This window comes from Marivivens aquimaris (assembly GCF_015220045.1).
Lineage (GTDB): Bacteria > Pseudomonadota > Alphaproteobacteria > Rhodobacterales > Rhodobacteraceae > Marivivens > Marivivens aquimaris.
Window position 1 is genome coordinate 43,552 of the sequence record NZ_JADBGB010000001.1, and the last position, 24,709, is coordinate 68,260.

The window sequence follows — 24,709 nt, forward strand, 5'->3', positions numbered from 1 at the left end:
GAAGCGGCGCAACCAAATCCGGACTGGACAGGCTTAAACGGTGGGAGATAGCAAACTCGTGGCAACCTTGTGGACTAAACGTCCCTCAAAGTCCTAGGAGAAACAAGCTTGGTTGATGGGAATGCGTCCATCGCCCGAACCGGTGGGGCAGGCAACCCTCCACCTGGAATGCACGACACGTGATATGCGGACGGCTACCTCGGCAATGCTAGTCGAACTCACTCGTGGCTCGCTCAGCCAGCATCGCTTCTAGGGGCGATTTTAGCCCCGTAGGGACGCCCCGTGGGTCTGCACGAGTGTTCCAGCCAGAAACGGCCTCACGCACGCCAGTGACGAGGTGTGCGGCTCTGGTCGGCTTTGGTTTAACTAGGGCAATAGAGGGGCTTCGGAACCGTCAGCTTACTAGCTGATTTCCAGCAATAACAGAATTTCGAAGCTGCGAGCCAAACTCGAAGGATGGCAAAGTCAGGTCTATCTGACCTGCCCCCAAGAAACTGGGCCATTCAAAAGGAGAGTTTGTTCTCGTAACGTTCGAAGCAACGAGGAGAACAAAGAATGCGTAAATCACGTTTCACGGAAGAACAGATTGTCCGGATTTTGCAGGAATATACGGCCGGGGCGAAGGTCGCGGAGCTGTGTCGCAAGCATGGCATGTCGGATGCGACGCTCTACAAGTGGAAGAGCCGGTATGGGGGCATGCAGGTTTCCGAACTGCGCCGCCTGAAAGATCTGGAAGCCGAGAACGCTGAACTCAAGCGGCTTCTGGCGGATGCCATGCTCGACAATTCGGGTCTGAAAGGGCTGCTGGCAAAAAACTCCTGACGCCTGCACACCGCCGGGATGCCGTGAAGACGCTGATGGCGGATCATCAGTTCACGGAGCGGCGGGCGTGCAGGCTGGTCGGGATTTCGCGGTCGAGCCTGGCCTATCGGGCACGGCCAGACCGCCATGTGCGACTTCGAGAACGCCTGATCACTCTTTCAGGCAAACACAGGAGGTATGGTTATCGCATGCTGCATGCCAAGCTTGTCCGCGAGGACTTCAAGGTGAACGTGAAGGTCGTCGAGCGCCTCTATCGGGAGGAGCGCCTATGGCTGCGCCGGACGAAGCGCAAGAAGATCCCGCGCGAGGCGCGTGAGGGCAGTTGGTGCCCGATCGCTGCCAACCAGCGTTGGTCGCTCGACTTCACCAGCGATGCGTTGGCCAATGGCCGGAAGTTCCGCACCGCCAATCTCAAGGACGATTGCACCCGCGAATGCCCGGTGATCGAGGTGGACTTTTCTCTGCCTGGTGAGCGGGTTGTGGAAATGCTGGAGCGGGTTGCCCGGGAGCGAGGATACCCCGATATCCTGGTCGTTGATAACGGCCCGGAACTTCGTGGTCGGGCCATGGACAGATGGGCCGATGATCACGGCGTGCAGCTGTATTTCATCGACCCGGGGAAACCTACGCAGAATGCTTACATCGAGAGCTTCAACGGGCGGTTCCGCGAGGAATGCCTGAACCAGCACTGGTTCACGAGCATCGGTGAAGCCCGAGAGATTATCGAAGAATGGAGGGCCGATTACAATACGGAACGCCCGCACAGCAGCTTGAAGTATCAGACGCCGGAGGAGTTCGCCGCAGCGCGGCCCTTCGACAAAACGCAATGGGCACCGACGCTTGAGCTACCTGATGGCTCCGCGCCTGCGCCCATTGCTCACGCAGCCGAATGATGGCACACAAAAGGGGAACAGGCTCTTCTCACAAGTGGCCCTGAGAAAAGGGGCAGGTCAATTGAACTTTGGTTGACCATTTTTGTTGGTCTGGTCCAAGAAGCTATTGGGAACGTCATAGCGGTTCGCGATTTCGTCGAACACCTGTTTGGGGCGGGCCTGACCTCCGAGATCGCGCATTACCTCAAGAACTGGCGCGAAATAGGTGACGAATTGTGGAACGCCATCAATTTTCTGTCGGAAAAGACTCATATCTGCCCCCAAGCACCCACGGATGTTGTATCAATAAAACTGATGGTGGAAATCTTTGCAATCATGACGGGTTATTGGTGCATTGTCGTCACTTAGGGGCTGTGGCTTGCAAAGCCATTTTCGTGCCGATCAATGTAGCAAGATTACCGCGAAAGCTGAGGCTCGGAAATGGCCCGACGCAGGTCTCAGGTCTACCCAGCAAATCGTTAGCTATCTGCCTATTGAGCTACGGGTCACCTCAGCTTTGCTCTTAAAGGGTGAGGTGGCCATCTAGATTCACCGAAGTCCTAGGAAAAACGGGTTTAGTCGATGGGGATGCTCCCATCGCCCGAAGCACTGGGGCAGGCAACCCTCCACCTTCTCTCCCGAAATAGCCTAGCCCGCTCGGGACGGCCGGAGCGGGAGGATGTGGCCATTTGGTGTCTCAGTCGTGACCACCCATGATTTTCGAGATAAACCCGCCGACACCGGCGTTTGCAATTGGTGCCGCCTGGAACAACCAGCCTTGGCTGAGTGCTGCGCCGCGTGCGAACAGGTTTCGATGTCATGCGCAGTATTCGATCAAGCTAGTCAGCTTCGCTGTTTCAGCGCTACAAAAAAGCGTGGCTTTCGAAGACCTATAAACCGGTTTCTCATGGCTGACGGCGTGCCAAGGCTAAAGCGGAGATAACACCCCAGGTCAGTATCATGGCAGCCCCTGGCGATGAGGCAGTTTGCAAGACAAAGAACACGGGCATTCCGACTGTTGCGATGCCGGGAAAAACAAGCGTCCCAGCAAGTGCCGTTGCAAGTAACAAAGCTAATGCAATCCAGCCTAGATCGCGTAAGACGCCTCGTGCGCCAGATCCAGCACCAAGCAGTGGAAAAAAACACCATGATGAAACGGCTGCGCCAATCATGGTAGCGAACAAAATATGAAATGAGGCGAAGGTCAGTAGCAGGGTTACGTCCAGTTTCCCGGTTAGCCAATCTTCCAAAACGCTTATACCAAGATAAGCCGAAGCAAAGATGGCCGCATATATTGCAGCTTCGATATTTGATCGCTTGTTTGGGGAAGACGTGGTTCGCATTGCTTAACAGTGGGGTAGAGCGGTGCAAATTCAACGGGTGATTAACGATGCGCGATCAATATGCAGTCAGGCTGTGTGGTGAGAGCAAATCGCTGCTAGGGTCGATTTTAGCCCCGTAGGGACGCCTCGCGCGTCCGCATGAGTGCTCGCCAGAAGCGGCCTCACGCTCTTCAGTGGCGAACTGTGTGGCTCCCTGATCCAAAGTATGCACGACCGACTTTGCTGGACCACCCATGGAGCCCCGCGTAGCCTTGCGGGCCTGTCTCCGGCATCGCGCAAGTCATGAGAAACCATCTTGTGTGATCACGGTTGCGTGATCTAGATTTTCTCACCCATAAATTGCATCACGAGTTTTCTGCCATGACTTTGCAGACAGTTATCGAAACAGTTGAGGTCGATCTGAGTGGCCGGTTATTCGGCTCGACGACGAACCGAGACCAATTCCTCGAACAATTTGCCAACGGAGATTATTTGCTCGGTGAATTGGTCGAAGGCGATCCCTATGACGCGCTGCTCCATGCGACCACGACCGGTGAGGTGGATAGTGACGCATTCATCGCGACGCTTGACCCCTTCGACACCTATCAGATCAAGATGACGGTCGAGGATTGGAGGAGCGTCAGTGGAGATCTAACGATTAGCTACACATCGTTGGAATATCCTGCGTCCAATTACTTCATTTGGGAAGGTGAGACACCTTTCAGCATTTACCAACAGACGATCAACTCTGACGAATTCACGATGTTTAGCTTGGACTATGTGCCAAGCGACATGGTTTTCTGGGTCAACGTTCAGGCAGGTGGTTGGACAGAAACACTGACCCCCACCCCCTATTCGATAGAGCTGGTGAAGGTCGAGGACGTCCAACCGTGGGAGATCGTCCTAGAGAGCGACGGTATCAACGGACACCTATCAGTCATCTCCGACGACCAATCCTACGTAGAAGGTGACACCATCCAATTTCAGTTTGAACTTACCCTTGATGCTGCAGGTCCGATAAAGGCGACGGTTGCGGACGGCCTCGATATACGAACATTTAGCTATACTGCGGACGGGAAGCTCGTCATCACCGCTGACGTATTGGCTGGCGGAACATCTCCGAACACCGAGTTGGTCAAGGTCGATATTGAAGGCACAGCCGAGTCTGGGTCTGTCGATCTGGCAGGGTTCAATTGGGGCTGGGGCGGATCGGATGTTCGTGTCAATGACCTTAGCCAGCCTGTATTGATTGCTAACGAGCGCATCGACCTAGGTGGAGCTGGCGGCGGCGACACTGCGGATGGAATGGTGCGCGGATCATCGAGTGGCGAAGTGCTTATCGGCACCGATAGCTCGGAGCGTCTCAATGCCTTGACTGGCGATGATTTCGTCCTCGGCGGTGGCGGTGACGACAAGATCAGAGGTCAGGCCGGGCACGACTGGCTGTCAGGCGGGGAGGGTCTTGACGTTATTGCCGGAGGAGGCGGCAACGATACGCTCAATGGAGGTGCCGGCAGAGATTTCCTGAAAGGCAACAAGGGCGACGATTGGCTTTATGGCGACGATTGGCTGAGCCCCGACGCAAGTGGGGATAAACTCAAAGGTGGGTCCGGAGCTGATCAGCTCTACGGATACGGCGGAAACGACCAACTTTACGGAAACGGTGGAGCTGATGAGCTCCACGGAGGCGACGGCAAAGACTTGCTGTCCGGTGGAGGTGGGAACGATTATCTGGCGGCCAGCCTCGGTAACGATATCCTCAAAGGTGGAGGAGGCGACGATACTCTTCGAGGAGAAGCTGGTAAGGACAAGCTTTTCGGTGATGCTGGTGATGATACCCTCTCTGGGGGCGCCGGTCGTGACAAGCTGATCGGTGGTAAAGGGGCCGATACTTTTGAGCTGTATAGCGGGGCAGATGACAACACCATCTTGGACTTCATCAGCGGCGAGGATCGCATCGTGTTGGCGGATACGCTATGGGAAGGGGACCTGACTGTCGAAGAGCTGATCGACCAGTATGCGACCGTCCAAAACAAATCGGTGGTCTTCGACTTCGGAGATGTCACGCTGGAGGTGAAGGGAGTGAAAAACCCCGACCTGCTCATTGACGACATCGCGATAAAAGAAATCTACTTCGACGATATGATCTGAGTTTGACCTCGGCCACTTAGCTATCCGGCTGTTGAGCTGGATAGCTAAGTGAAGGCAACTTGGTGGCGGATCGGTCATTTGCGCCGCTCATCGCTCATGCCGTAAGTTGGCATGTTGTGATTTGGAGTAGCGTGATGAGGTGTCCGTAGAGTGCCTCGCCTCCGTCAACGAAGTGTGACTCTTTCACGCTCTGCAAGCATCGCTTCCAGGGTCGATTTTAGCCCCGTAGGGACGCCTCGCGCGTATGCATGAGTGCTCCAGTCAGAAACGGCCTCACGCACTCCAGTGACGAGTTGTGCGGCTCTGGCGGGCTTGATACCTGCGACCTTTGCTACGCGGTCGAAATGCGCTTTGGTCGGGTTCCGTCCTTCACCGGCCACGAGGAGCGTGTGTTCGCCGCCGGGGCCGTTGCTGAAGCTCACGTCGTAGGCTGGTGCAAGCCGCCAATTGCCATCGGCATTCATGAGGAAGGCATGGTTCTTGAGGTGATCATCCCTGTTGTTGGTAAGCACGTTGAAGACCATGCGGCGGAACATCTCTTCGGTCTGCCTGTGATCACGGGTGAGGACCTTCACGACTTTTATGAGGTCGGTGTAGTCGAGGACGGCAGACCGGAAGTCGACATCCAGCAGGGCGGCCACTGTCTGCATATGAAGGCGGTCGCCGCCGCTGCGGTCGAACCGCTCGGTCACGAAGTAGGGCTCGCCTGACGAGGACTGAAGCACCGTCACCGGCATCATGTCGATGCCTGCCGCGCGTGCCATGTCGGCGTAGGCTGCCTCTGCCTCAATCGAGCCGACTTCATCGTTGGCAGCACGTCGCTTCACCAGAACATGCGTCCAGCCGTTCTCAAGGGGCAGGCGGTGGTCTCGTAGTCTCTTCCCGTCATTCGAGAGCTGAGCCACAAATTTCGGCCGCGCTCCATGCGAGCCACCCGCCATCGTCCGCATCTTCTCCAGATCCTCAGCAGCTGTGTCGCTGCCAAGCTCGGGGGCGAGGTTCTCGAACCAGTCGAGGTCGATCTCGTTCTCGACGTCTGCAACCTCCTCCGGCCGATAGACAAAAGCACCCATCCCGTGCTGGCCGACCATCGACAGGCGATCGAGGTCAGTGATGGAGCTGCGAGACTTGCCGCGCGCCGCAAGCTCACGGTCCACCAGCAAGCGTCCCCAGCCGTCAGGGAGGCTGTCACCGAACAGACCGGGCAAGTCACCGAAGGCGCGGTTTCTGGACCGGAGGAGCGATGCGTGATCCTTCACGAGAAGCGGGCTCAGGGGCAGGGGAGAGGCGGCGAACGTGGCGTCCCACTCAGCCGCAGCTTCGCGCCGCGCTGTGTCCCATCCCAACTGGGCGACCTTGACGTCTACGCCCTGCGCCGAGAACCGTAGATCCGCTGCGAGACGACTGATCATGGTTTGCGTCCTGACGCGCGCTGACGTGCGACCCGCTGCTTTGACAGCTCATCCAAGCGTCGTGCGTCCGGCAGGGGGAAGAGGTGTGTGAACTCGTCCAAAGCGCCCAGCGCCTCCGCAAGAGCCACTAGAGATGCCAAAGAAACCTCACCGGTGGACTCGAAACGTTTCAGGCTGCCAAGGGCTACACCCGAGCGTTCAGAGAGGTCCTTCTGCGTCCAGTTGTGGGCAAGCCGCAGCGATCGCATGTTGATGCGAATGATGTCCTGAACGTCTTGTGCCGTCGAGAGAATGGGTAGCATATGTTTTGGCTCATATATGATCCCTTACACCCATATCATGCATTCAGGGGATAATATACGATTCATTCTGGCGGCGCGGTATGTTGACACGAGGTTTACACTCAGGCCCGATGTGTCAACATTTTCGCCAAAAGTGTAAACATAGAGCGGCAATGTGTAACATTTTCTGACTAAAACTGTAAACTAATGGCCCTCTTAAGTTGACACTCAGAGGTCAGTGTTAACATTGTTGCCCTTATTTTGCTGGGCGTAGTGACGCTATGTTGACGAACTGTTACGCGAAAGAGCGGCTTTCAGGAGTTGCCGAGCGACGAGAGGGTCGAGTTGGCTGATCGAATTTTCCGATAGGCAATCGAACGCATGTAGCCCGCTTGGTGGCATCCTTGGTGGGTATTTCGACTGTTATAGGCTCTATACGCTTCAGTGGAGCCTCGTCAGGACATGCACGCCATAGCCGATGCATGGGTCGCTGAGCACTCACGACGGCCTCGTTACGCCAGGCTAGAAGCTATGGCAGGTATGTAAAACGGCCTTCACGCAGCAAGAATCAATCAACTAGGCGTAGGGTGCAGGGACGACCTTGATGTGTGATATAGTCCGGAATTCGCGGCGACCTTGCACCTTGATGCGTCACAAGCAATGCGACGGATCCGGCTAACAGATCTAACTGACAGTGGTGACTCAATGCCCACTCCGGTTCCTGTGAATATTCGAACGGTGACGGTCAGCGCCCGCTAAGAAAACAGTCAAGGTGAGTGCGGCTGATCTGACATTAGTTAATTGGCTCACAAAAAAGAGTATCCTATTGACGTAGTGTCGGTGTTTGCGTAACTGTAACCTCATTCAAAGATGAGGTTTGCCATGGCGCTGTCAAATGCCGAGAAAGTCCGTCAATACCGCGAGCGGCAGAAGCAGAAGAAGTCAGAAGAGTTAAGCAAGCCGGAAGTTCAAGCGGAGATCTTCCAGCGGCCGTTCTTTGAGGTCATGCATGAAATCGGTTATGGCAACAGTGACTTCGGCATCGCGCTGGAACTCGCAGGTTTTTACTGCCCATTGTTCGACGACGATGAAGGGCCCGAGAAATACACTGTCGATGAGGGTGCAAAAGACGGGTTCTTTCCTGAGGGGGGAAGGTCTCTCGGGCGTGCTGAAGTGATGATCGCGAGCTTCCTCAAGGCGGCCGAGTTTCTGGCTGCGGTGGTCAACGAACACAAGCTGGAAGAGATCGACAAGCGCATCGCCGAGGTGCAAGCATCGGACCTGTCGGACCCCGATGTCGCGAAGGATGCCTTCGAGCGGGTGGCAATGCTGACCCGCATGAAAGAGACGCTTGGCAAGGACACGCGAGTTGTTCTCAAGCAATGGCGGACCGATCAGTAAGCCTTTGGCTACTCTGCGGCTATCTGGCCGTTCTCAATGAGCTGAAGCGCTGCGGCAAGGGTGTCGAGTGCTTCAGCTTGAGGATTGCGCTGATCTCGCATGATCTTGGTCAGCTGAATGTAGTGGCTCACCGAGCCACCCAGGTTCTGACTTCGAAAAGGGTCTTTGTGGCCTAGGATTTGTTCGACAGTCGAGGGCGGAACCTCGAACTCATACATCAACGTCGAAGCTGTCCGGCGGAGGTCGTGACGATGCCAGCCCGAGGTTCCAGTCGCTTCGCAAAGGTTGGCCTGAAAACGGGTCCAGTTGCCTAGCGGTCCGTTGCCCGTCGTATTCGGGAAAACGTAGCCGTCAGGCTCGTTTGTCTTCCAGCCTGGTAGTGATCGCAGTATGGCGATCGCCGCGTCGGAGAGGGGCAGGTCCTGCGAGCGCGGACCGCCCTTGGTCGATTTGATCAACGGTTTTCTCCAGACACCATTTCTCCGATCGAAATCCCGCCACTTCATCGTAGCCATCTCTTCGAGGCGGGCAGCGGTGTAGAGTAGGAACCGGCAGGCGATTGGCCTGTAGTCGGTGGCTGGTTCGGCTTTGAGCCGTCCGATCTGGGGCGACGGATATGTGAGGAGCGGTAGAATGGCCTCTAGCTCGTCCATCGAGAGGATCCTCTCGCGCTTTCCTCGAATACTGTCGTCGCTAACAGCAGGGTCATGAAGCACTGCTAAGTCGGCTACTTCAAGGTGGCCTCGTCGTGACGCGCCGACCTTGGAGAATGATCCGCGTCCAGCCGCCCAGTCCAGCACCGGCTTGAGGTAGAGGCGCGCTTTGGAGGCTTGTCCGTTGGCAGTGGTTTTGCCGTTGAGCGGCTTCTTCGGAACGTAGCTGTTCGTCGCCAGTGCAAATTCGTCGACAGTGATGGACGTCGGCTCGCGGTCTAGTAGGTCAGCATAGACATTTTCGATGACGTTTTGCGCCGTCGAACGGCCTGTCTTCTTACTGCGAGGTTGCCAGATGCCCTTGGTAGCGCCCGCCGACCGACCATATTCCATCATGAGGCTTCGCAGGGTGACGTCACTCCCAGAGCCCACCATAGGCTGGCGCAGAGCGCGCTTCTCTGCGATGGGGTCTCGACCCGCTCTGATAGCGCCTCTGGCTTCGTTGGCGGCTTCTCGCGCCTGTCTGAGGCTCATCTCCGGGTAGCGACCAAGCGTGACGCTCTTGACCGCGTTTGAGGGCGTGCGACCGACCCACAGGAAGGATTTGGTGCCGGCTGGGCTAATGCGGATGCGAAGACCGGAGCAGGTCTCGTCAGAAATCTCGCGTGACTTCGCTTCAGGCTTGAGCTTCTGGATCCGAGCGTCTGTCAGTTTTTCCTTAGCCATACCGGATGCTACTTCCTATGCTACATATATGCTACAAAATCGATGCTATTTCCTGCAATCTAGTGCAAGCGCATAATTCTTGCTGCAAGTGGCTGGTTCTTGCAGGACGTTGATAATATTATATTTTATCGATAAATTCTGTGTGTTTTCAGTGGACTGAAAATCATAGAGCAGTGGATTGAAAATCCTCGTGTCGGTGGTTCGATTCCGCCCCCGGGCACCATTCCCAAGAAGTGATGTTCTCACCCTGCGTTGCAGGCGATCTCTTTGCCGTTCGCTCGATGCATACGAAAAAGCCCATCCCGCGGGTCGGAATGGGCTGATGTTGTAGGGGCCTGTTCGCTCAGCCCAGCGGTTTATCGTCCGGCCCGAAGCGGTGTAGGTTCTCGGCTTGCGGGCGGAGGCTGACGACTTGGCCTAGCATTCCTGTGCCGAGCTTGCCGCTACGGCGGACCACGACCGGCTCATCTGCGCCGATATCGACGAACAGGAAGTGGTCGGAGCCGAGGTCTTCGGCGTGGACGACGGTGCCGGTCCATGTGGCCTTTGCCTGATCCACCACGTCGATATGCTCAGCGCGGATACCCAGCGTGGTGCAGTTATAGGCTTCTGCGAAGGTGCCGGTCAGGAAGTTCATCTTGGGCGAGCCGATAAAGCCCGCGACGAAGACCGAGTTAGGCTTTTCGTAGAGCTCGGCAGGGGTGCCGACTTGCTCGACCACGCCGTCGCGCAGCACGCAGATGCGGTCGGCGAGGGTCATCGCTTCGACCTGATCGTGGGTCACGTAGATCATCGTGACGTCGTTCATGTCGTGGTGCAGTTTCGCGATCTCTAGGCGGGTGGCCACCCGCAGCGCGGCGTCGAGGTTGGACAGCGGCTCATCGAACAGGAACACGCGCGGGTCGCGAACGATCGCGCGGCCGATGGCGACACGCTGGCGCTGGCCGCCTGACAGTTGGCGGGGCAGGCGGTCCAGCAGATGGTCGATCTGGAGCATCTCGGCCGCTTTGCGCACGCGGGCCTCGATCTCGGACTTGTCGCGTTTGCCCAGCTTCATGCCGAAGGCCATGTTGTCGTAGACCTTCATGTGCGGGTAGAGCGCGTAGCTCTGGAACACCATCGCGATGCCGCGCTCGGAGGGGATGACGTTGTTCACGCGCTCGTCGTCGAACAGCAGGTCGCCCGAGGTGATCTCTTCCAGTCCCGAAATCAGGCGGAGCAGGGTGGACTTGCCGCAGCCGGACGGGCCGACAAAGACCATGAACTCGCCTTTGCGGATTTCCAGATCGATGCCTTTGATGACTTCGAAACCGCCGAAGGACTTGCGAACTGCTTTGAGAGTGATGTTTGCCATGGGTCTATCAGCCTTTGACGCCACCAGCGGTGAGGCCGGCTACGATCTTGCGTTGGAATACGAGGACGAGGACGATCAGCGGGATCGTGACGAGAACGCTCGCCGCCATGATGGGGCCCCACGGGATCTCCTGCTGGCTTGCGCCCGAGAGGAGCGCGATAGCTACGGGAACGGTGCGCTGGTCCGCCGAAATGGTGAAGGTCAGCGCGAAGAGGAACTCATTCCACGCCCCGATGAAGGCCAGCAGGCCGGTGGTCACGAGCGCGGGCCAAAGGAGCGGCATGAATACGCGGGTGATGATGACCCACGGCGTCGCGCCGTCGACGATGGCGGCCTCTTCGATTTCCACCGGCAGATCGCGCATGAATGTCGTCAGCACCCAGACGGTGAAGGGCAGGGTGAAAATCGTGTAGCTGAGCACCAGTGCCCACGGCTTGTTATAAAGGCCGAGCAGGTTGATCAGTTCATAGAGGCCCGACAGTACCGCGATCTGCGGGAACATCGACACGCCAAGGATCGTCATCAGCAGAAGCCCGCGCCCTCGGAAATTGACGCGCGCCAGTGCATAGGATGCCGTCACAGCAAGCAGAAGGGCTGCGCCCACGGTGATCGACGCGATAAAGACCGAGTTCGCGACCGAGCGAATGAACCCGCGGCGGGTGAAGATGGCTTTGTAGTTATCCCAAGAGAAGCTCTCGGGCAGCAGGTTCGGGCGGAAGATCGCAGTGCCTGTCTCGAAGCTGGTCATGATCGCGTAGTAGAACGGAAACACGGCGATCACGACGATCAGCAAGACGCAGGCGTAGAATGCGATGGTGCGGGGCATGGAGCGGTTCATTGACGTGCCTCCCCGCCGAGGTTCAGCTTGCCCAGCTTGATGTAGAGCAGCACGAATGTGGTGATGATGAGGAACAGCAGCGTCGACATGGCAGAGCCTTCGCCGTAGTCGCCAAACTGCTGGATTTCGCGGTAGCTGAGCACCGACATCGTCATCGTGGACCCCGACTGCGGCGTCAGCAGGTAGATCAGGTCGAAGATCCGCAGCGCGTCGAGCGCACGGAAGATCACCGCTACGAGGATCGCGGGCTTCAGCAGCGGCAGCGTCACGCGGAAGAACACCTTGAACGGGTTGATGCCGTCGATCTTGGCTGCTTCGTACATATCGCGCGGGATCATTTGCAGACCAGCGAGGATGAGCAGCGCCATGAACGGCGTGGTCTTCCAGACGTCCACGATCAGCACCGCAATCATCGCCGTATCAGGCTGCGCGGTCCATGCGATCGGGGAGTCGATCAGGTGCAGCATCAGCAGGATGTGGTTGATGATCCCGAACTGGTCGTTGAGCATCCAGCCCCACATGCGGGCGGACACGACAGTGGGGATGGCCCACGGGATCAGGATGGCAGCGCGGACAAGGCCGCGGCCTTTGAATTCCATATTTAAGACAAGAGCGACCAGTAGGCCGAAGAATGTCTCGAGGCTCACCGAGATGAGCGAGAAGCGCACCGTATTCCAGACGGCAGCCCACCAATCCTTATCGGCCAGCACCCCGCGCCAACGGACATCGCCGTTCGAGCGGACACGGCGTTCGAGGTAGTTCTCGAAGCCGACCCATTCCGACTGACCATTGAAGATCGTATCGGCAGAGGCATCGGTGAAGGAAAAGCTGATGGAGCGGAACAGCGGCCACGCGGCGACGACGAGCAACATGATGATCATCGGGGCCAGAAACATATAGGCCGAACGCACGCGCTTTTGCTGAAGGTTAAGGCCCTTGCCGTTGGTCGGCGAGCCCGCATTCGCGCTGGAATGGGTCATTCTATCCTCATTGTCCCAGAGGGGGATTTCGGGGGCACAGTCGGAACTGCGCCCCCGTCTCTACTTCTGTGGGATGGGAAAAACAGAAGTCTGAGGATTACTTGTCGAGCAGGTCTTCGAGATCCATCTCGAGGTCTGCGAGCGCGTCCTGTGCGCTGGCTTCACCCGAAAGAACGCTGTGGACCGAGGTGAAGAACAGGGTCGACACTTCGTTGTAGTCCTGACGGGTCGGCGCCGACGGACGCGGCACGGCCTGAAGGAACACGTCTTTCCAGCGCGGGATGATAGGCTGCTGCTCTGCGATGTCAGCGTCGTCATAGAGGCTGATGATCGTCGGCAGGTTCGACTCGTTCAGTGCGCGGGTCTTCTGTGCTTCGGCACCGGCGAGGTAAACGGCGAGGCTGATCGCGGCGTCCTGGCTGTCCGAATACTTCGACACGGCAACGTTCCAGCCGCCCAGGGTCGCGGCGGATTCGCCATGACCCTGACCCGACGGGAGCGGGGCAACGTCGAACATGCCAGCAACGGCGGAGTCCGAACCGTTACCCAGCGCGTAGGCATACGGCCAGTTGCGCATAAACACGGCGTTGCCGGTCTGCCAGACGCCGCGAGCTTCTTCTTCCTGATAGGACAGAACGCCCTCGGGCGAGATCGAACCCGGCCAGCTTGCAGCCAGTTCTAGCGCAGCGGCTGCGTTTTCGTTGTTCACCGAGATGGTGCCGTCGGCTTCGACAATTTGGCCGCCGCCCGAGGATTTGATCCACTCGAGTGCGTCACAGGTCAGACCCTCGTAGGAGTTACCCTGCCAGACAAAGCCCCAGACGTCAGCGTTGCCTTCGGCGCGCTCTGCATCCTGGATCATCTGAGCGGTCTCGGTCAGCTCTTCCCATGTCGACGGAACCGAAGCGCCGTGCTTTTCGAGAAGGTCCTTGCGGTAGTAGAGCGCCGGTGCGTCGGTGAAGATCGGCAGTGCGACGAGCTTGCCGTCAACGGTCTGCGATTCAATGATCGACGGGAAGTGCTCGTCGACGAGGCTGCCAGCAGCTTCGGTCAGGTCGACGAAGTGGTCAGCCAGCTGCGGCGCCCAGATCACGTCGGTCTGGTACATGTCGATGTCGCCGTTACCTGCGGCCAGCCACAGGCGGTACTGACCGAACTGGTCGGTGGTCGATGACGGCATCGGCACGATGGTCACGGTGTGGCCGGTTTCGGCTTCCCATGGCGCGACGAGTGCAGCGAAGTTTTCGATGGCAGCACCGGTGGCGCCCGAAACATAGGTGATCTCGTCAGCGAGCACCGACGATGCGCCGGCAACGGCGACGATGGCAGCGGCAGTGCCGCGCAGCGCCACGGTCTTGAGTGAACGTGTCATTATTTCCTCCCAGAGATTGACAGCGGGACCTCCATTTCCCGCAAAACGCGCCATCTGACCGAAATCAGCCGAAACGTTTCGGATAAGTTATCGACGAGAAAACCGAGCTGTCAACAATTCTAATGAGGGCTTACTAGAACATTATAATTTCAAAGGGATAGAGTCAGGCTGGCCGGACCGAACCACGCTTTATGAACGTGTGGGGCGCGATTTTTTGCACATCTTGGAGTGGTGCGCCGTCAAGGAATCGACTCAGGTGATCCGCCAGCGGCCCCCAGCTTTCCGCAATCGGAGAGGTCGTGCCGGACACCGCCACAGGCAGCTTGTGCGGCATGACATCGGGGAGCAGGTCGTCGTGGGCAACCAGCGAAATGTCATTCGGAACACTCAGGCCCACAGCGTCCAGTGCGGTGAAAATACCTTTTGCAATCCGCATGTTACCCGCAACGATCGCCGTCGGCTTCGGTCCTTCTGACTGGAACATGCGCACAGTTTCCAGCAGGCCGGTATTTTCGGACATCGGCCCCCGAAGGTCGAACGGCTTACGATAGGGCAGCCCCGCTTCTTCAAGCGCACGACGATAACCGACCTCGCGCCGATGCACGTATGACGATCCTTCGATGCCGTTGATGAATGCGATGTCGCGGTGCCCGTGATCAATCAGGTGCTTCGTCAGATCATACCCGACCGCAACATTGTCGATGTCGAAAAACGGGAAGTCTGGTTGGTCCATCGTCTGCCCATGCAGCACAAACGGCACGTTGTTTTCGCGCAAGTAGGCGATGCGCGGGTCGTCCATCACGGGCTCGGTGATGACAAACCCGTCGATCGAGCGCGTTCCGACAAGGCGGGCATAAACGTCCAGCGGGTCATCCTCGCGGTCCGCCATGTGAAGAACGAACTGCCGCCCGTGCTGCGAAAAGCCCGCCGAAAGGCCCGCGAGGAAATGCATGAAAAACACTGATTCTTCGGGGCCAGGCATACGCGGCTGCACGAAACCGACGATGCCCGAGCGGCCCGTGACCAGCCTGCGCGCCATCATATTCGGCTGATAGTTCAATTCTTTAGCGGCTTCTTGAACGCGCTTGCGGGTCTCCTCGCTTACGTCTTCATGGTTGTTGAGCGCGCGGCTGACCTGGGTGACGGATAGCCCCAAATGACGGCTGATATCTCTGAGCGTTGTCATGGGGTTGGTCCGTTCTCCATCGGTCTTCCAGAAAAACAACTTGCCAGCCCGAAACATTTTCGACAACTCTCGAAGCCGTTCCGAAACGTTTCGGAAGCCTAGGGAGGTCAAAATGGAACAGAAAACCGAATGGTGGCGCGGCGCGACCATCTACCAGATCTATCCGCGTTCGTTCATGGACAGCAACGGTGACGGGATCGGTGACATTCCGGGCATTACCTCCCGCCTCGAAACCATCGCCGACCTCGGCGTCGATGCGATCTGGCTCAGCCCAATTTTCACCTCGCCGATGGCCGATATGGGTTACGACGTGGCGGACTATCGGGACATCGACCCGACCTTTGGCACGCTCGCGGATTTCGACGCGATGGTAGCCAAAGCGCATTCGCTCGGCCTCAAAGTGCTGATCGATCAGGTTATCTCGCACTCGTCCAACCAGCACCCGTTCTTCATCGAATCCAAGTCGAGCCGCGATAATCCCAAGGCCGACTGGTACGTTTGGGCCGACCCGCGTCCCGACGGCTCCGCGCCGAACAATTGGCAGGCCATCTTTGGCGGCATCGCGTGGGAATGGGAGCCGCGCCGCAAGCAGTACTATTTCCATAACTTCCTGAAAGAACAGCCGGATCTGAACTTCCACAATCCCGAGGTGCAGGACTACGTCCTGGACGTTCTGCGGTTCTGGCTCGACCGCGGCGTCGATGGTTTCCGCCTCGATACGGTGAATTTCTACTTCCACGACCGGATGCTGCGCGACGATGCCGCCGACTTCCGTCCCGAGGCGCGGGACGCGTGGAAACCCTACGACATGCAGTATCACCTGTTCTCGAAAAACCAGCCCGAGAACCTAGTGTTCCTGCAAAAGATGCGCGCCGTTCTGGATGAATACGACGACCGCACGCTGGTGGGCGAGGTCGGCGAGTCCCACCATGCGACGCAGATGATGGGCGAATACACGAGCGAAAATCGCCTCCACATGGCGTATTCGTTCGAGATGTTGAAGTTCGACTTCACTGCCGAACACTTCCGCAAGCAGATCGAGGAGTTCTTCGCGACCGCGCCCGATGGCTGGCCGTGCTGGGCGTTTTCGAACCACGATGTCGTGCGTCAGGTCACGCGCTGGATGCCTCACGCGAAGGATCAGGACAGCATTGCCAAACTGGCGGGCGCGCTGCTTTTGTCGCTGCAAGGCTCGATCTGCCTCTATCAGGGCGAGGAAGCTGGGCAGACCGAAACAGAGCTGTCCTATGACGAACTGACCGACCCGCAGGGCATCATGTTCTGGCCCGAGGACAAAGGCCGCGACGGGTGCCGCACGCCGATGGTTTGGGATGGTAATGCGCCCAATGGCGGGTTCACAAGTGGCACGCCTTGGCTGCCCGTGAAGGAGCCGCAACTGGCCCGCAGCATGGAAAGCCAGCGCACCGATAACAGCGTTCGAGCGCTCTATCAGCAGATGTTGAAATTGCGCAGTGGTGAGCAGGCGATGCTGACCGGCGATACACAATTTTCGGAACTGCCCGAGCCGCTGCTCGCGTTCACCCGTGGCGGTGAGATTTACTGCGCATTCAACCTGTCAGACACGCCTCAACAGTTCGCTGCGCCCGAGTGTACCGCGCTCGTTTCCCAAGATGTCCAGCAAGCGGGGAGCACGTTAAAACTTGGCCCGAACGGGTTCTTCATTGGACGGATCTAAAGGAAAAGGCCGGCGGTGAGCGCCGGCCTTTTTTGCTTAGCCCTTGGCGCCTTGGCCGCGGGAATAGACGTCCTCGTAACGGATGATGTCATCCTCGCCGAGGTACGATCCTGTCTGTACCTCAATGAGTACCATCGGCACTTTGCCGGGGTTTTTCATACGGTGGACAGCGCCCAGCGGGATGAAGACCGACTGGTTTTCAGTCACCAGCTGCACTTTATCGTCGATAGTCACTTCAGCGGTGCCCTCAACAACGATCCAGTGCTCTGCGCGGTGGTGGTGGGATTGTAGGGACAGCGCAGCGCCGGGGTGGACGTGAATTCGCTTCACTTGGAAGCGGTTCGCGATCACGAGGCTCTCGAACCAACCCCACGGACGGTGGTCCTTGGGGAAGTGGGTCGCCTGCGCCGCGCCTTTGGCTTTTAGCGCGTCGACGGCTTTCTTCACATCCTGCGCACGGTCCATATCCGCGATTAGTACCGCGTCATTCATCGCGACGGCCATGACGTTTTTGAGGCCGATGCCGACAACCTCCATGCGGTCGCTGTCGGATCGCAAAAGCGAGTTCTCGCAGTCGATCGAGGTCGCCTCGCCCGAAAGCAGAACGCCGTTTTCATCCTTGTCGTTCTCGCGCCAGACGGCGTCCCAACCGCCAAGGTCCGACCAGCCGCCATCGAACGGAACGACCGACAGATTGTCCGCTTTTTCCATGACCGCGTAGTCGATCGAGATGTCTTCCGCGCCCGCCCATGCGTCAGGTCCGAGGCGGCAGAAGCCGAGGTCGACAACGCCCGTATCCAGCGCGTTCTGGACCGGAGCGATCAGGTTTGCGGCGTATTTCTCGAACGCGGCGATGATGTCCTTGGCTTTGAACAGGAAGATGCCCGCGTTCCACATGAAAGAACCGGCGGCGACCATTTCCTCGGCGCGGGCGGCGTCCGGCTTTTCGACAAACCGCTTGAGCGCAACGGGGCGGCCAGCGGGCTGACCCGACAGTTCAAGGTAGCCATAGCCCGTTTCGGCGCGTGTCGGTTTGATGCCAAACGTGACGAGCTGACCGGCCTCAACCGCCTGAAGGCCGACACGCACAGCCGCCTGAAACGCAGCCGCGTCAGGCACAACGTGATCGGACGGGGCGACAAGCATGATCGCGTCGGGGTCTTTCGCATGCAGATGAAGCGCAGCGGCCAGAACGGCGGGGGCAGTGTTGCGGCCCTCCGGCTCGATCAGGATCGCACCGGGATCGATGCCGATCTCGGTCAGTTGTTCGGTCACAATGAACCGGAAGTCGGAATTGGTGATGACGACAGGTTTATCAAAGTCTTCGCCCGCCATGCGTTGCGCGGAGCCCTGAAACAGCGTGGTTTCGCCGACCAGTGGGACGAACTGTTTCGGGTAGGATTTGCGGGACAGCGGCCAGAGGCGCGTGCCCGAGCCACCGCAGAGAATGACGGGTGTAATCATTGTTTTGACCAAACTAAGCTAATTTCCACAAAGGGATAGACGGTGCATGTGACTGTTTCAAGGCAGGTGAACCCGAGGTTGTTGGCCAAAGCGTTTCCCAATCAGGGATAGCAGCGCTGCGTTAACACTCTGTTACTTACGGGATCGCAAAAGCGTAGCGCTTGGGCCGCACCTTTTGAATAACAGTCTTCTGGCACCGTCCGTATATTGCCTGAAATACATGTTAGCGCCAAAACCCCGCTATTCTTTTGGGTGGTTCGCGTTCTTTTGCGACCAATTAGGACAGGTGACAAATGAACATGCAAACGACCGTGGTGCCTGAACAGCTTCGGCAGAAAATCCTCGACCATCTGACCTATGCGCAGGGCAAGGATATCTCGCACGCCAGCATTTACGACTGGCGGATGGCCGTGAGCCTGTCGCTGCGCGATATGATCGTTGATCCGTGGTTCAACGCGACCCGTCAGATCTACGAAAAGCATGGCAAGCGCGTTTATTACCTGTCGATGGAATTCCTGATCGGACGTCTGATCGAGGATGCGGTGACGAACCTCGGCGTGGGCGACGCGCTGAGCGCCATCCTCGCCGACTACGACATCAAACTGAACGATGTCATCGAAAACGAACCCGATGCGGCGCTGGGTAACGGCGGTCTCGGGCGTCTGGCGGCGTGTTTCCTCGAGTCCATGTCGACCCTCGGCTGCCCTGCTTACGGCTATGGCATCCGTTATGACTTCGGCTTGTTTGCACAGCGTTTCGAAGGTGGCCGTCAGGTCGAGATGCCCGAAGACTGGCTGATGCATCCGAACCCGTGGGAATTCGTGCGTCCCGAAAGCCAGTACACCATTCCGTTCAAGGGCCATGTTTCGATCGAGAACGGCAAGTCGGTCTGGCACGCGAGCGAGGCCGTTCTGGCCCGCGCCTACGATATGCCGATCATCGGTTGGAATGCCGAGTGGGCGAACACGCTGCGTCTTTGGGGTGCGCTGCCGACGAAGCTGCTGGACCTCGACCGTTTCAATTCGGGTGACTACACCGCCGCTGCCGCGCCAGAGGCACTGGCCCGTACGCTCAGCCGCGTTCTCTATCCCGAGGACACGACCGAGAACGGCAAGGAACTGCGTCTGAAGCAGGAATTCTTCCTCACCTCGGCCGCGCTGCAAGACATCATCCGCCGCTTCCTCAGCGAGTTCAGCGATCTGGCGCTGCTGCCTGAAAAGGTCGCGATCCAGATGAACGACACGCACCCCGCGCTGGCTGGGCCGGAGTTGATCCGTCTGCTCGTCGACGAACACGATATGGAGTGGGAGACCGCGAAGGACATCGCGACCCGCTGCCTGAGCTACACCAACCACACCCTGCTGCCCGAAGCGCTGGAGCGTTGGTCGACATGGCTCATGGGCCGCGTGCTGCCGCGTCACATGGAGATCATCCAGCGCATCGACGCCGAACATAAAGCAGAGTCGCAGCGCCCCGACACCGTCGGCATCGTCATGAACGACGAGGTCCGCATGGGCGAGCTGGCTTTCATCATGGCGCACCGCGTTAACGGCGTGTCGGCGCTGCATACCGATCTGATGCGCGAAACGGTCTTTGCCGACCTCAACAAGCTGCACCCGAACCGCATCGTCAATGAGACCAACGGCGTTACCCCGCGCCGCTGGCTGAAGTACACCAATCCGAGCCTGTCGACCGTCATCACCGATGTCGTCGGCAGCGGTTGGGAAGCCGACCTCGACAAACTCGCCGATCTTGCGCCGCTCGCGGGCAACACCGGCCTGCAAAAGCGCGTCATGGCGTCGAAGCAGGAAAACAAGGAACGTCTGGCCGAGTGGGTCAAAGGCCACATGGGGATCGAGATCGATCCGACCGCCATGTTCGACGTGCAGGTGAAGCGCATCCACGAATACAAGCGCCAGCACCTCAACCTGTTCGAGACGATCTACCGCTGGAACGAAATCCGCAAGAACCCGACCGCAGGCTGGACGCCGCGTGTGAAGTTCTTTGGCGGTAAGGCCGCGCCCGGCTATTTCATGGCCAAGCAGATCATCCGTCTCATCAACGACGTGGCCGAAGTCATCAACAACGATCCGGTGACCAAGGACTTCCTCAAGGTCGTCTATCCGCCGAACTACAACGTCTCGATGGCGGAAAAGCTGATCCCCGCCGCTGATCTGTCCGAACAGATTTCGACCGCAGGTAAAGAAGCCTCCGGCACCGGCAACATGAAGTTCACCATGAATGGCGCGCTGACCATCGGCACGCTCGACGGGGCAAACGTGGAAATCCGCGAGCATGTCGGGGCAGAGAACTTCTTCCTCTTTGGCATGACCGCGCAGGAAGCTGGCGAATGCGCCCGCACGCCCGATCACGCCCGCAACGCCATCGGCAAGAGCCAAGCGCTGCGTGACGTGCTCCAGATCATCGCGGAAGGCACGTTCAACCGCGCCGAGCCGAGCCGCTACTACGACATCGTCGATAACATCTGGAACCACGACCCGTTCCTCGTTGCTTCCGATTTCGAAGACTACCTCGCAGCGCAGGCCGACGTGGATGCCGCCTACCGCGACCGGTCGCGCTGGGCAGAAATGGCGATCCTCAACATCGCGTCGTCGGGCTTCTTCTCGTCCGACCGGACCATCCGCGGCTACATGGCCGACGTCTGGGACGCAAAATCGCTACTGTGATGGTGTAGGGCCGGTTCTCGAAAGGGACCGGCCTATACCTCTGTGGGGTCGACCCCATGCGTGCGCACCTGAATTGGTGTAACAATGTTTTCGTGTCTGCCGTTACACCAACCGAGCAAGTTAACTGGTTGGTCTGGCGCATTAATATGCTGAAAAACACGAAACTCTCGATCAAGCTGCCCGGCGTGATCATTTTCCTCACGACGATCAGCTGCCTTCTGGTGGGTCTTCTGTCGTATGGCGTTGTTCAGAGAAACGTGCGCGATCAGGCTTACGAGGGGCTGAAGTCCGCCGCTGCCGAGCGCGCCGAGGACATCCAGTCCCACACCGATACCATTCTCAGCCAGCTTGAACTGATGTCGCATGACCGCGGCATGGCGACCTTTGCCGAGGACCTCACCGAAGCCTACAACAACTCGGACGTCAGCGAGGACGGTCCGGGTGATATGCTGCGCGCCTTCTACATCACTCAGAACCCGCACGAAAAAGACGAGCGTCACCAGATGCTCATCAACAGCTACGATCCGACCCGTTATTCCGTGCGCCACGCCCACTGGCAGGAGTCGATCACCCGCCTCGTCAACTATTACAAGTTCGCCGACATGTACTTCGTCGATAACGATGGCGAGGTCGTCTATTCGTGGAACAAGGACGAGGAATTCGGCCGCAACGTCTATGACGACAGCGAGATCAGCACGACAAAGTTCGCGCTTGTTGCCGCGACCGCCATTCGCAACGGCAAGAAAAACCGCGCGCGCGGCATCGAGACGAGCATCATCCTGCCCTACGAGTATGGTGATGAGCAGGTCTGGTTTGCCGGTGTGCCGATCTACGACCGTAGCGACGAGTCGCTCGGTGCGCTCGTGGTGCAGATCCCGCTGTCGTCCTTTACTGCGGTGATGACCCGCGAGATGTCGATGACCTACGACACGGACACGATTCTGATCGCACCGACCCGCGACGGTATGCTGGGTTTCAGTGAAAGCGAGACGACCGACATCGATTTCCTTGTCGATACGATCGCGGACTCCGAAGTGTCGGTCAAAGCACTCGCCGCGATCAATGCGGGCGTCGAGCCACGCACGACCGAAAACGGGCTCGATATGATCTCTGCCTTCGCGTCGGTCCAGCTGCCCGCTGGCACTTACGGTATCGTGGTCGAAGCGCTCGAAAACGAAGTCATGGCCGATGCGAACCACCTTTTGCGCATCATTGCCCTCGTCACGATTGCCGTCGGCGCGATCGCCGGTCTGTCGGGCCTCGTCTTTGCCCGCGCTGTCGTGCGCCCCATGGTTCGGCTGAAGGATACGCTGACCCGCGTGTCAGAGGATAAGAACCTGTCGCTCGTCATCCGCGCCCGCCGCAAGGACGAGGTCGGTGAAAGCACCCGCGCCGTCAAAGACATCCTGGATATGTTCGACAGCACCCTGATCGCTGTGCGCGAGGAAACCCTGAACGTTGCGCGCGCCGCCGACGATATTTCAATCTCTGCGCAGAGCATTGCGGAAAACGCAGCGGTCCAGTCGTCGGCTGTCGAGGAACTCAGCTCCTCCGCCGAAGAGACCGCATCGCAAGCGCGCGCTGGCGTCGAAAACGCCAAGCGGGCAGGGGATCTGGTGCAGACCACCTCCAACGTTGCGCATGAAGGTAAGGCCAAAGTTGCTGAAATGGTCGGCGCGATGGACGACATCAGCAAGAGCTCGCAAGAGATCGCCAAGACCATCAAGGTCATCGACGAGATCGCGTTCCAGACCAACCTTCTCGCGCTCAACGCCGCTGTCGAGGCGGCCCGCGCAGGCGTTCACGGTCGCGGCTTCTCTGTCGTGGCCCAAGAGGTTCGCAACCTCGCGGCCCGTTCCGCCAAGGCCGCTCGCGAGACAGGCGAACTCATCGACAAATCGGTGCGTCAGGTGAAGGTCGGCGTCGAAGTGTCGGGCGAAACCTCCAAAGCGTTCGAGGATATCGTCGGCAACGTCTCCCACGTCACCGATCTGGTCGGCAGCATCGTCGCCACATCCGAAGAACAGCAGCGCAGCGTCGAACACATGAACAAGGCGATTATCTCGGTTGCCAAGATTGCCCGCGAAAGCACCAATCAGGCCGAGATGATGTCCGAAACGGCAGAAAAACTCACCACGATGAACAGCAACGTGGTGGCCGAACTGTCCCGCTTCCAGCTCAGCGAAAGCAGCACCATGGTTGCCGAGGTCGAAGAGCAGGACGTCTCTGAAACCGCGCTGGAAACCTATCAGGAAGATTCCGACTTCGAGGATTTTGACAACTTCGGCAGCCGTTGGGCCGACGAACAGATCGTCGAAGCCGCGATCGAGGAGAACACTGCCCCCAACGAGTTGGCCGAGGACATGGAAAACAAGGAGCCCGCCAACAGCGCGCAGCCTGTCCGTTCAGTGGACCGTGACGAGCGGAGCTTCGGCTTCTTCTAAGTCACCGGTTTTCTCTCAATCTGCCATCGGCTACATCATCAGAAACCTGAGCGGGGGCTTATGATGAAACTGGTTCTGATCCACACAGGCGGCACAATCGGCATGGCGGAAACGCCCGACGGCCTCGCGCCCAAGCCCGGTCTGGTCGAGGACGCGATCAAAGCGCGTCTTCCCGAAGGTGTTGAACTGGTCGAACACGTCTTCGATCCGCTGGTCGATAGTGCCGATGTCGGCCCTGATGACTGGAACCACATCCTCGATGTAATCGACGCGGAGCCCGATGCGCCTGTCATCCTCACCCACGGCACCGACACGATGGCCTTTACTGGCGCGGCGCTGTCGCAGGCGCTGTTCGGTCTGGGCCGCCGCGTTGTGATGTGCGGCTCCATGTTGCCGCTCGGTATGGACGGCGACGCCGAAGGCAACCTCGACCTCGCGCTTCAGGCTGTCATGGAGCCGGAGGAGGGCGTTTTCCTCGCCTTCGCCGACCAGATCATGCCCGCCGCCGGCCTCGTGAAACACAACAGCCATCAGGTCGACGCGTTTCGTTCGGTCCCGCAATCGCTCACCAAACCCGCTGTGCGCCGTTTTGCCCCGCGTAACCTGGCCATCCTGACCCTGTCGCCTGCGCTGCCGGTGGCGGCTCTGACCGCGGCGCTCTCTGCGCTGGACGGTGCGGTGCTGCGCGTCTTCGGCTCAGGGACCATGATGAACGACCCCGACCTGATCGCTGCGCTGCGTGCCGCGACCGACTCGGGCACACCCATCAGGTGTGTTTCGCAGTGCGAGTCGGGTGGTCTTGAGCCAGGCACCTACGCGGCAGGGGCCGGACTATGGTCTGCTGGCGTCGAAAATGGCGGGAATCAGACCGCCGAGGCGGCTCTGGTTTCGCTTTGGTTGCGGAATTAAACCTGTATGCAAATTACGATTTAATCCGAACGTGACGCTGACAGTATTTCAAAGTGACTTTGGAATATTCGTTCGCATATGAGGAACGCCGATAGCGCCTCTCGCGGAAAATTCGATACTAGATGTAGATCCGCGCCTA

18 protein-coding genes and 1 CRISPR repeat array (1 of these 19 cut by a window edge) are annotated in these 24,709 nt (G+C 58.5%); of the genes, 8 read left to right on the plus strand and 10 right to left on the minus strand.

Annotation, left to right across the window (positions count from 1 at the left end):
- Positions 1-24: direct repeats of the CRISPR family, unit length 36 nt; it begins 1,394 nt to the left of the window's first position.
- A 531-nt stretch (positions 25-555) separates the two neighbouring features.
- Together IF204_RS00225 and IF204_RS00230 are read left to right on the plus strand one after the other, a co-directional pair.
- Positions 556-1,715 (plus strand): IS3 family transposase gene (locus tag IF204_RS00225; protein ID WP_194093722.1). Its coding sequence is split into 2 segments (ribosomal slippage): positions 556-808 and positions 808-1,715, totalling 1,161 coding nucleotides; the frame shifts between segments, so codons are not numbered across the junction.
- A gap of 72 nt (positions 1,716-1,787) precedes the next feature.
- On the plus strand, positions 1,788-2,063 hold the full coding sequence (locus tag IF204_RS00230) for a hypothetical protein (protein ID WP_194093724.1): 276 nt from the start codon (positions 1,788-1,790) through the stop codon (positions 2,061-2,063).
- 536 nt (positions 2,064-2,599) lie between these two features.
- On the opposite strand, the gene IF204_RS00235 is transcribed toward IF204_RS00230, so the two are convergent.
- On the minus strand, positions 2,600-3,037 hold the full coding sequence (locus IF204_RS00235; protein ID WP_194093726.1) for a hypothetical protein: 438 nt from the start codon (positions 3,035-3,037) through the stop codon (positions 2,600-2,602).
- Between the two features lie 360 nt (positions 3,038-3,397).
- Here IF204_RS00235 and IF204_RS00240 point away from each other — a divergent pair, with 360 nt between their 5' ends.
- Entirely contained in the window at positions 3,398-5,167 is a 1,770-nt protein-coding gene (locus tag IF204_RS00240; protein WP_194093728.1) for a calcium-binding protein, read from the plus strand.
- 164 nt (positions 5,168-5,331) lie between these two features.
- Here IF204_RS00240 and IF204_RS00245 read toward each other — a convergent pair whose 3' ends face one another.
- Both IF204_RS00245 and IF204_RS00250 read right to left on the minus strand, forming a co-directional pair.
- On the minus strand, positions 5,332-6,579 hold the full coding sequence (locus tag IF204_RS00245) for a type II toxin-antitoxin system HipA family toxin (RefSeq protein ID WP_194093729.1): 1,248 nt from the start codon (positions 6,577-6,579) through the stop codon (positions 5,332-5,334).
- Complete coding sequence (locus tag IF204_RS00250; protein ID WP_194093731.1) at positions 6,576-6,881, minus strand: helix-turn-helix domain-containing protein; 306 nt, start codon at positions 6,879-6,881, stop codon at positions 6,576-6,578. The genes IF204_RS00245 and IF204_RS00250 overlap by 4 nt, the downstream gene beginning before the upstream one ends.
- Positions 6,882-7,742: 861 nt before the next feature.
- Here IF204_RS00250 and IF204_RS00255 point away from each other — a divergent pair.
- On the plus strand, positions 7,743-8,261 hold the full coding sequence (locus IF204_RS00255) for a hypothetical protein (protein WP_194093732.1): 519 nt from the start codon (positions 7,743-7,745) through the stop codon (positions 8,259-8,261).
- 8 nt (positions 8,262-8,269) lie between these two features.
- Here the strand turns inward: IF204_RS00255 and IF204_RS00260 are convergent, their stop codons facing one another.
- The 6 genes from IF204_RS00260 to IF204_RS00285 form a co-directional block, all read right to left on the minus strand.
- Positions 8,270-9,640 (minus strand): tyrosine-type recombinase/integrase, encoded by a 1,371-nt coding sequence (locus IF204_RS00260; protein WP_194093734.1) that lies wholly within the window; start codon positions 9,638-9,640, stop codon positions 8,270-8,272.
- Between the two features lie 343 nt (positions 9,641-9,983).
- Entirely contained in the window at positions 9,984-10,994 is a 1,011-nt protein-coding gene (locus tag IF204_RS00265) for an ABC transporter ATP-binding protein (RefSeq protein ID WP_194093736.1), read from the minus strand.
- Positions 10,995-11,001: 7 nt separating this feature from the next.
- Complete coding sequence (locus IF204_RS00270; RefSeq protein ID WP_194093738.1) at positions 11,002-11,832, minus strand: carbohydrate ABC transporter permease; 831 nt, start codon at positions 11,830-11,832, stop codon at positions 11,002-11,004.
- Complete coding sequence (locus IF204_RS00275) at positions 11,829-12,812, minus strand: carbohydrate ABC transporter permease (protein WP_194093740.1); 984 nt, start codon at positions 12,810-12,812, stop codon at positions 11,829-11,831. The genes IF204_RS00270 and IF204_RS00275 overlap by 4 nt, the downstream gene beginning before the upstream one ends.
- 97 nt (positions 12,813-12,909) lie before the next feature.
- Positions 12,910-14,184 carry an ABC transporter substrate-binding protein gene (locus IF204_RS00280; RefSeq protein ID WP_194093742.1) on the minus strand — a complete coding sequence of 425 codons (1,275 nt, stop codon included), beginning with the start codon at positions 14,182-14,184 and terminating at the stop codon, positions 12,910-12,912.
- A gap of 163 nt (positions 14,185-14,347) precedes the next feature.
- Positions 14,348-15,370 carry a LacI family DNA-binding transcriptional regulator gene (locus IF204_RS00285; protein WP_194093744.1) on the minus strand — a complete coding sequence of 341 codons (1,023 nt, stop codon included), beginning with the start codon at positions 15,368-15,370 and terminating at the stop codon, positions 14,348-14,350.
- Between the two features lie 112 nt (positions 15,371-15,482).
- On the opposite strand from IF204_RS00285, the gene IF204_RS00290 reads away from it, so the two are divergent.
- A complete protein-coding gene (locus tag IF204_RS00290; protein ID WP_194093746.1) occupies positions 15,483-17,066 on the plus strand; it encodes an alpha-amylase family glycosyl hydrolase in 1,584 nt (527 codons plus the stop codon).
- Between the two features lie 36 nt (positions 17,067-17,102).
- Here IF204_RS00290 and IF204_RS00295 read toward each other — a convergent pair whose 3' ends face one another.
- Entirely contained in the window at positions 17,103-18,530 is a 1,428-nt protein-coding gene (locus IF204_RS00295) for a mannose-1-phosphate guanylyltransferase/mannose-6-phosphate isomerase (RefSeq protein ID WP_194093748.1), read from the minus strand.
- Between the two features lie 293 nt (positions 18,531-18,823).
- Here IF204_RS00295 and IF204_RS00300 point away from each other — a divergent pair, with 293 nt between their 5' ends.
- The 3 genes from IF204_RS00300 to IF204_RS00310 all read left to right on the plus strand — a co-directional run bounded on the left by IF204_RS00300 (position 18,824) and on the right by IF204_RS00310 (position 24,570).
- On the plus strand, positions 18,824-21,217 hold the full coding sequence (locus IF204_RS00300) for a glycogen/starch/alpha-glucan phosphorylase (protein WP_194093750.1): 2,394 nt from the start codon (positions 18,824-18,826) through the stop codon (positions 21,215-21,217).
- A gap of 146 nt (positions 21,218-21,363) precedes the next feature.
- Positions 21,364-23,661 carry a methyl-accepting chemotaxis protein gene (locus IF204_RS00305; protein ID WP_194093751.1) on the plus strand — a complete coding sequence of 766 codons (2,298 nt, stop codon included), beginning with the start codon at positions 21,364-21,366 and terminating at the stop codon, positions 23,659-23,661.
- A gap of 63 nt (positions 23,662-23,724) precedes the next feature.
- Positions 23,725-24,570 (plus strand): asparaginase domain-containing protein, encoded by an 846-nt coding sequence (locus IF204_RS00310; protein ID WP_194093753.1) that lies wholly within the window; start codon positions 23,725-23,727, stop codon positions 24,568-24,570.
- The last annotated feature ends 139 nt before the right edge of the window (positions 24,571-24,709 follow it).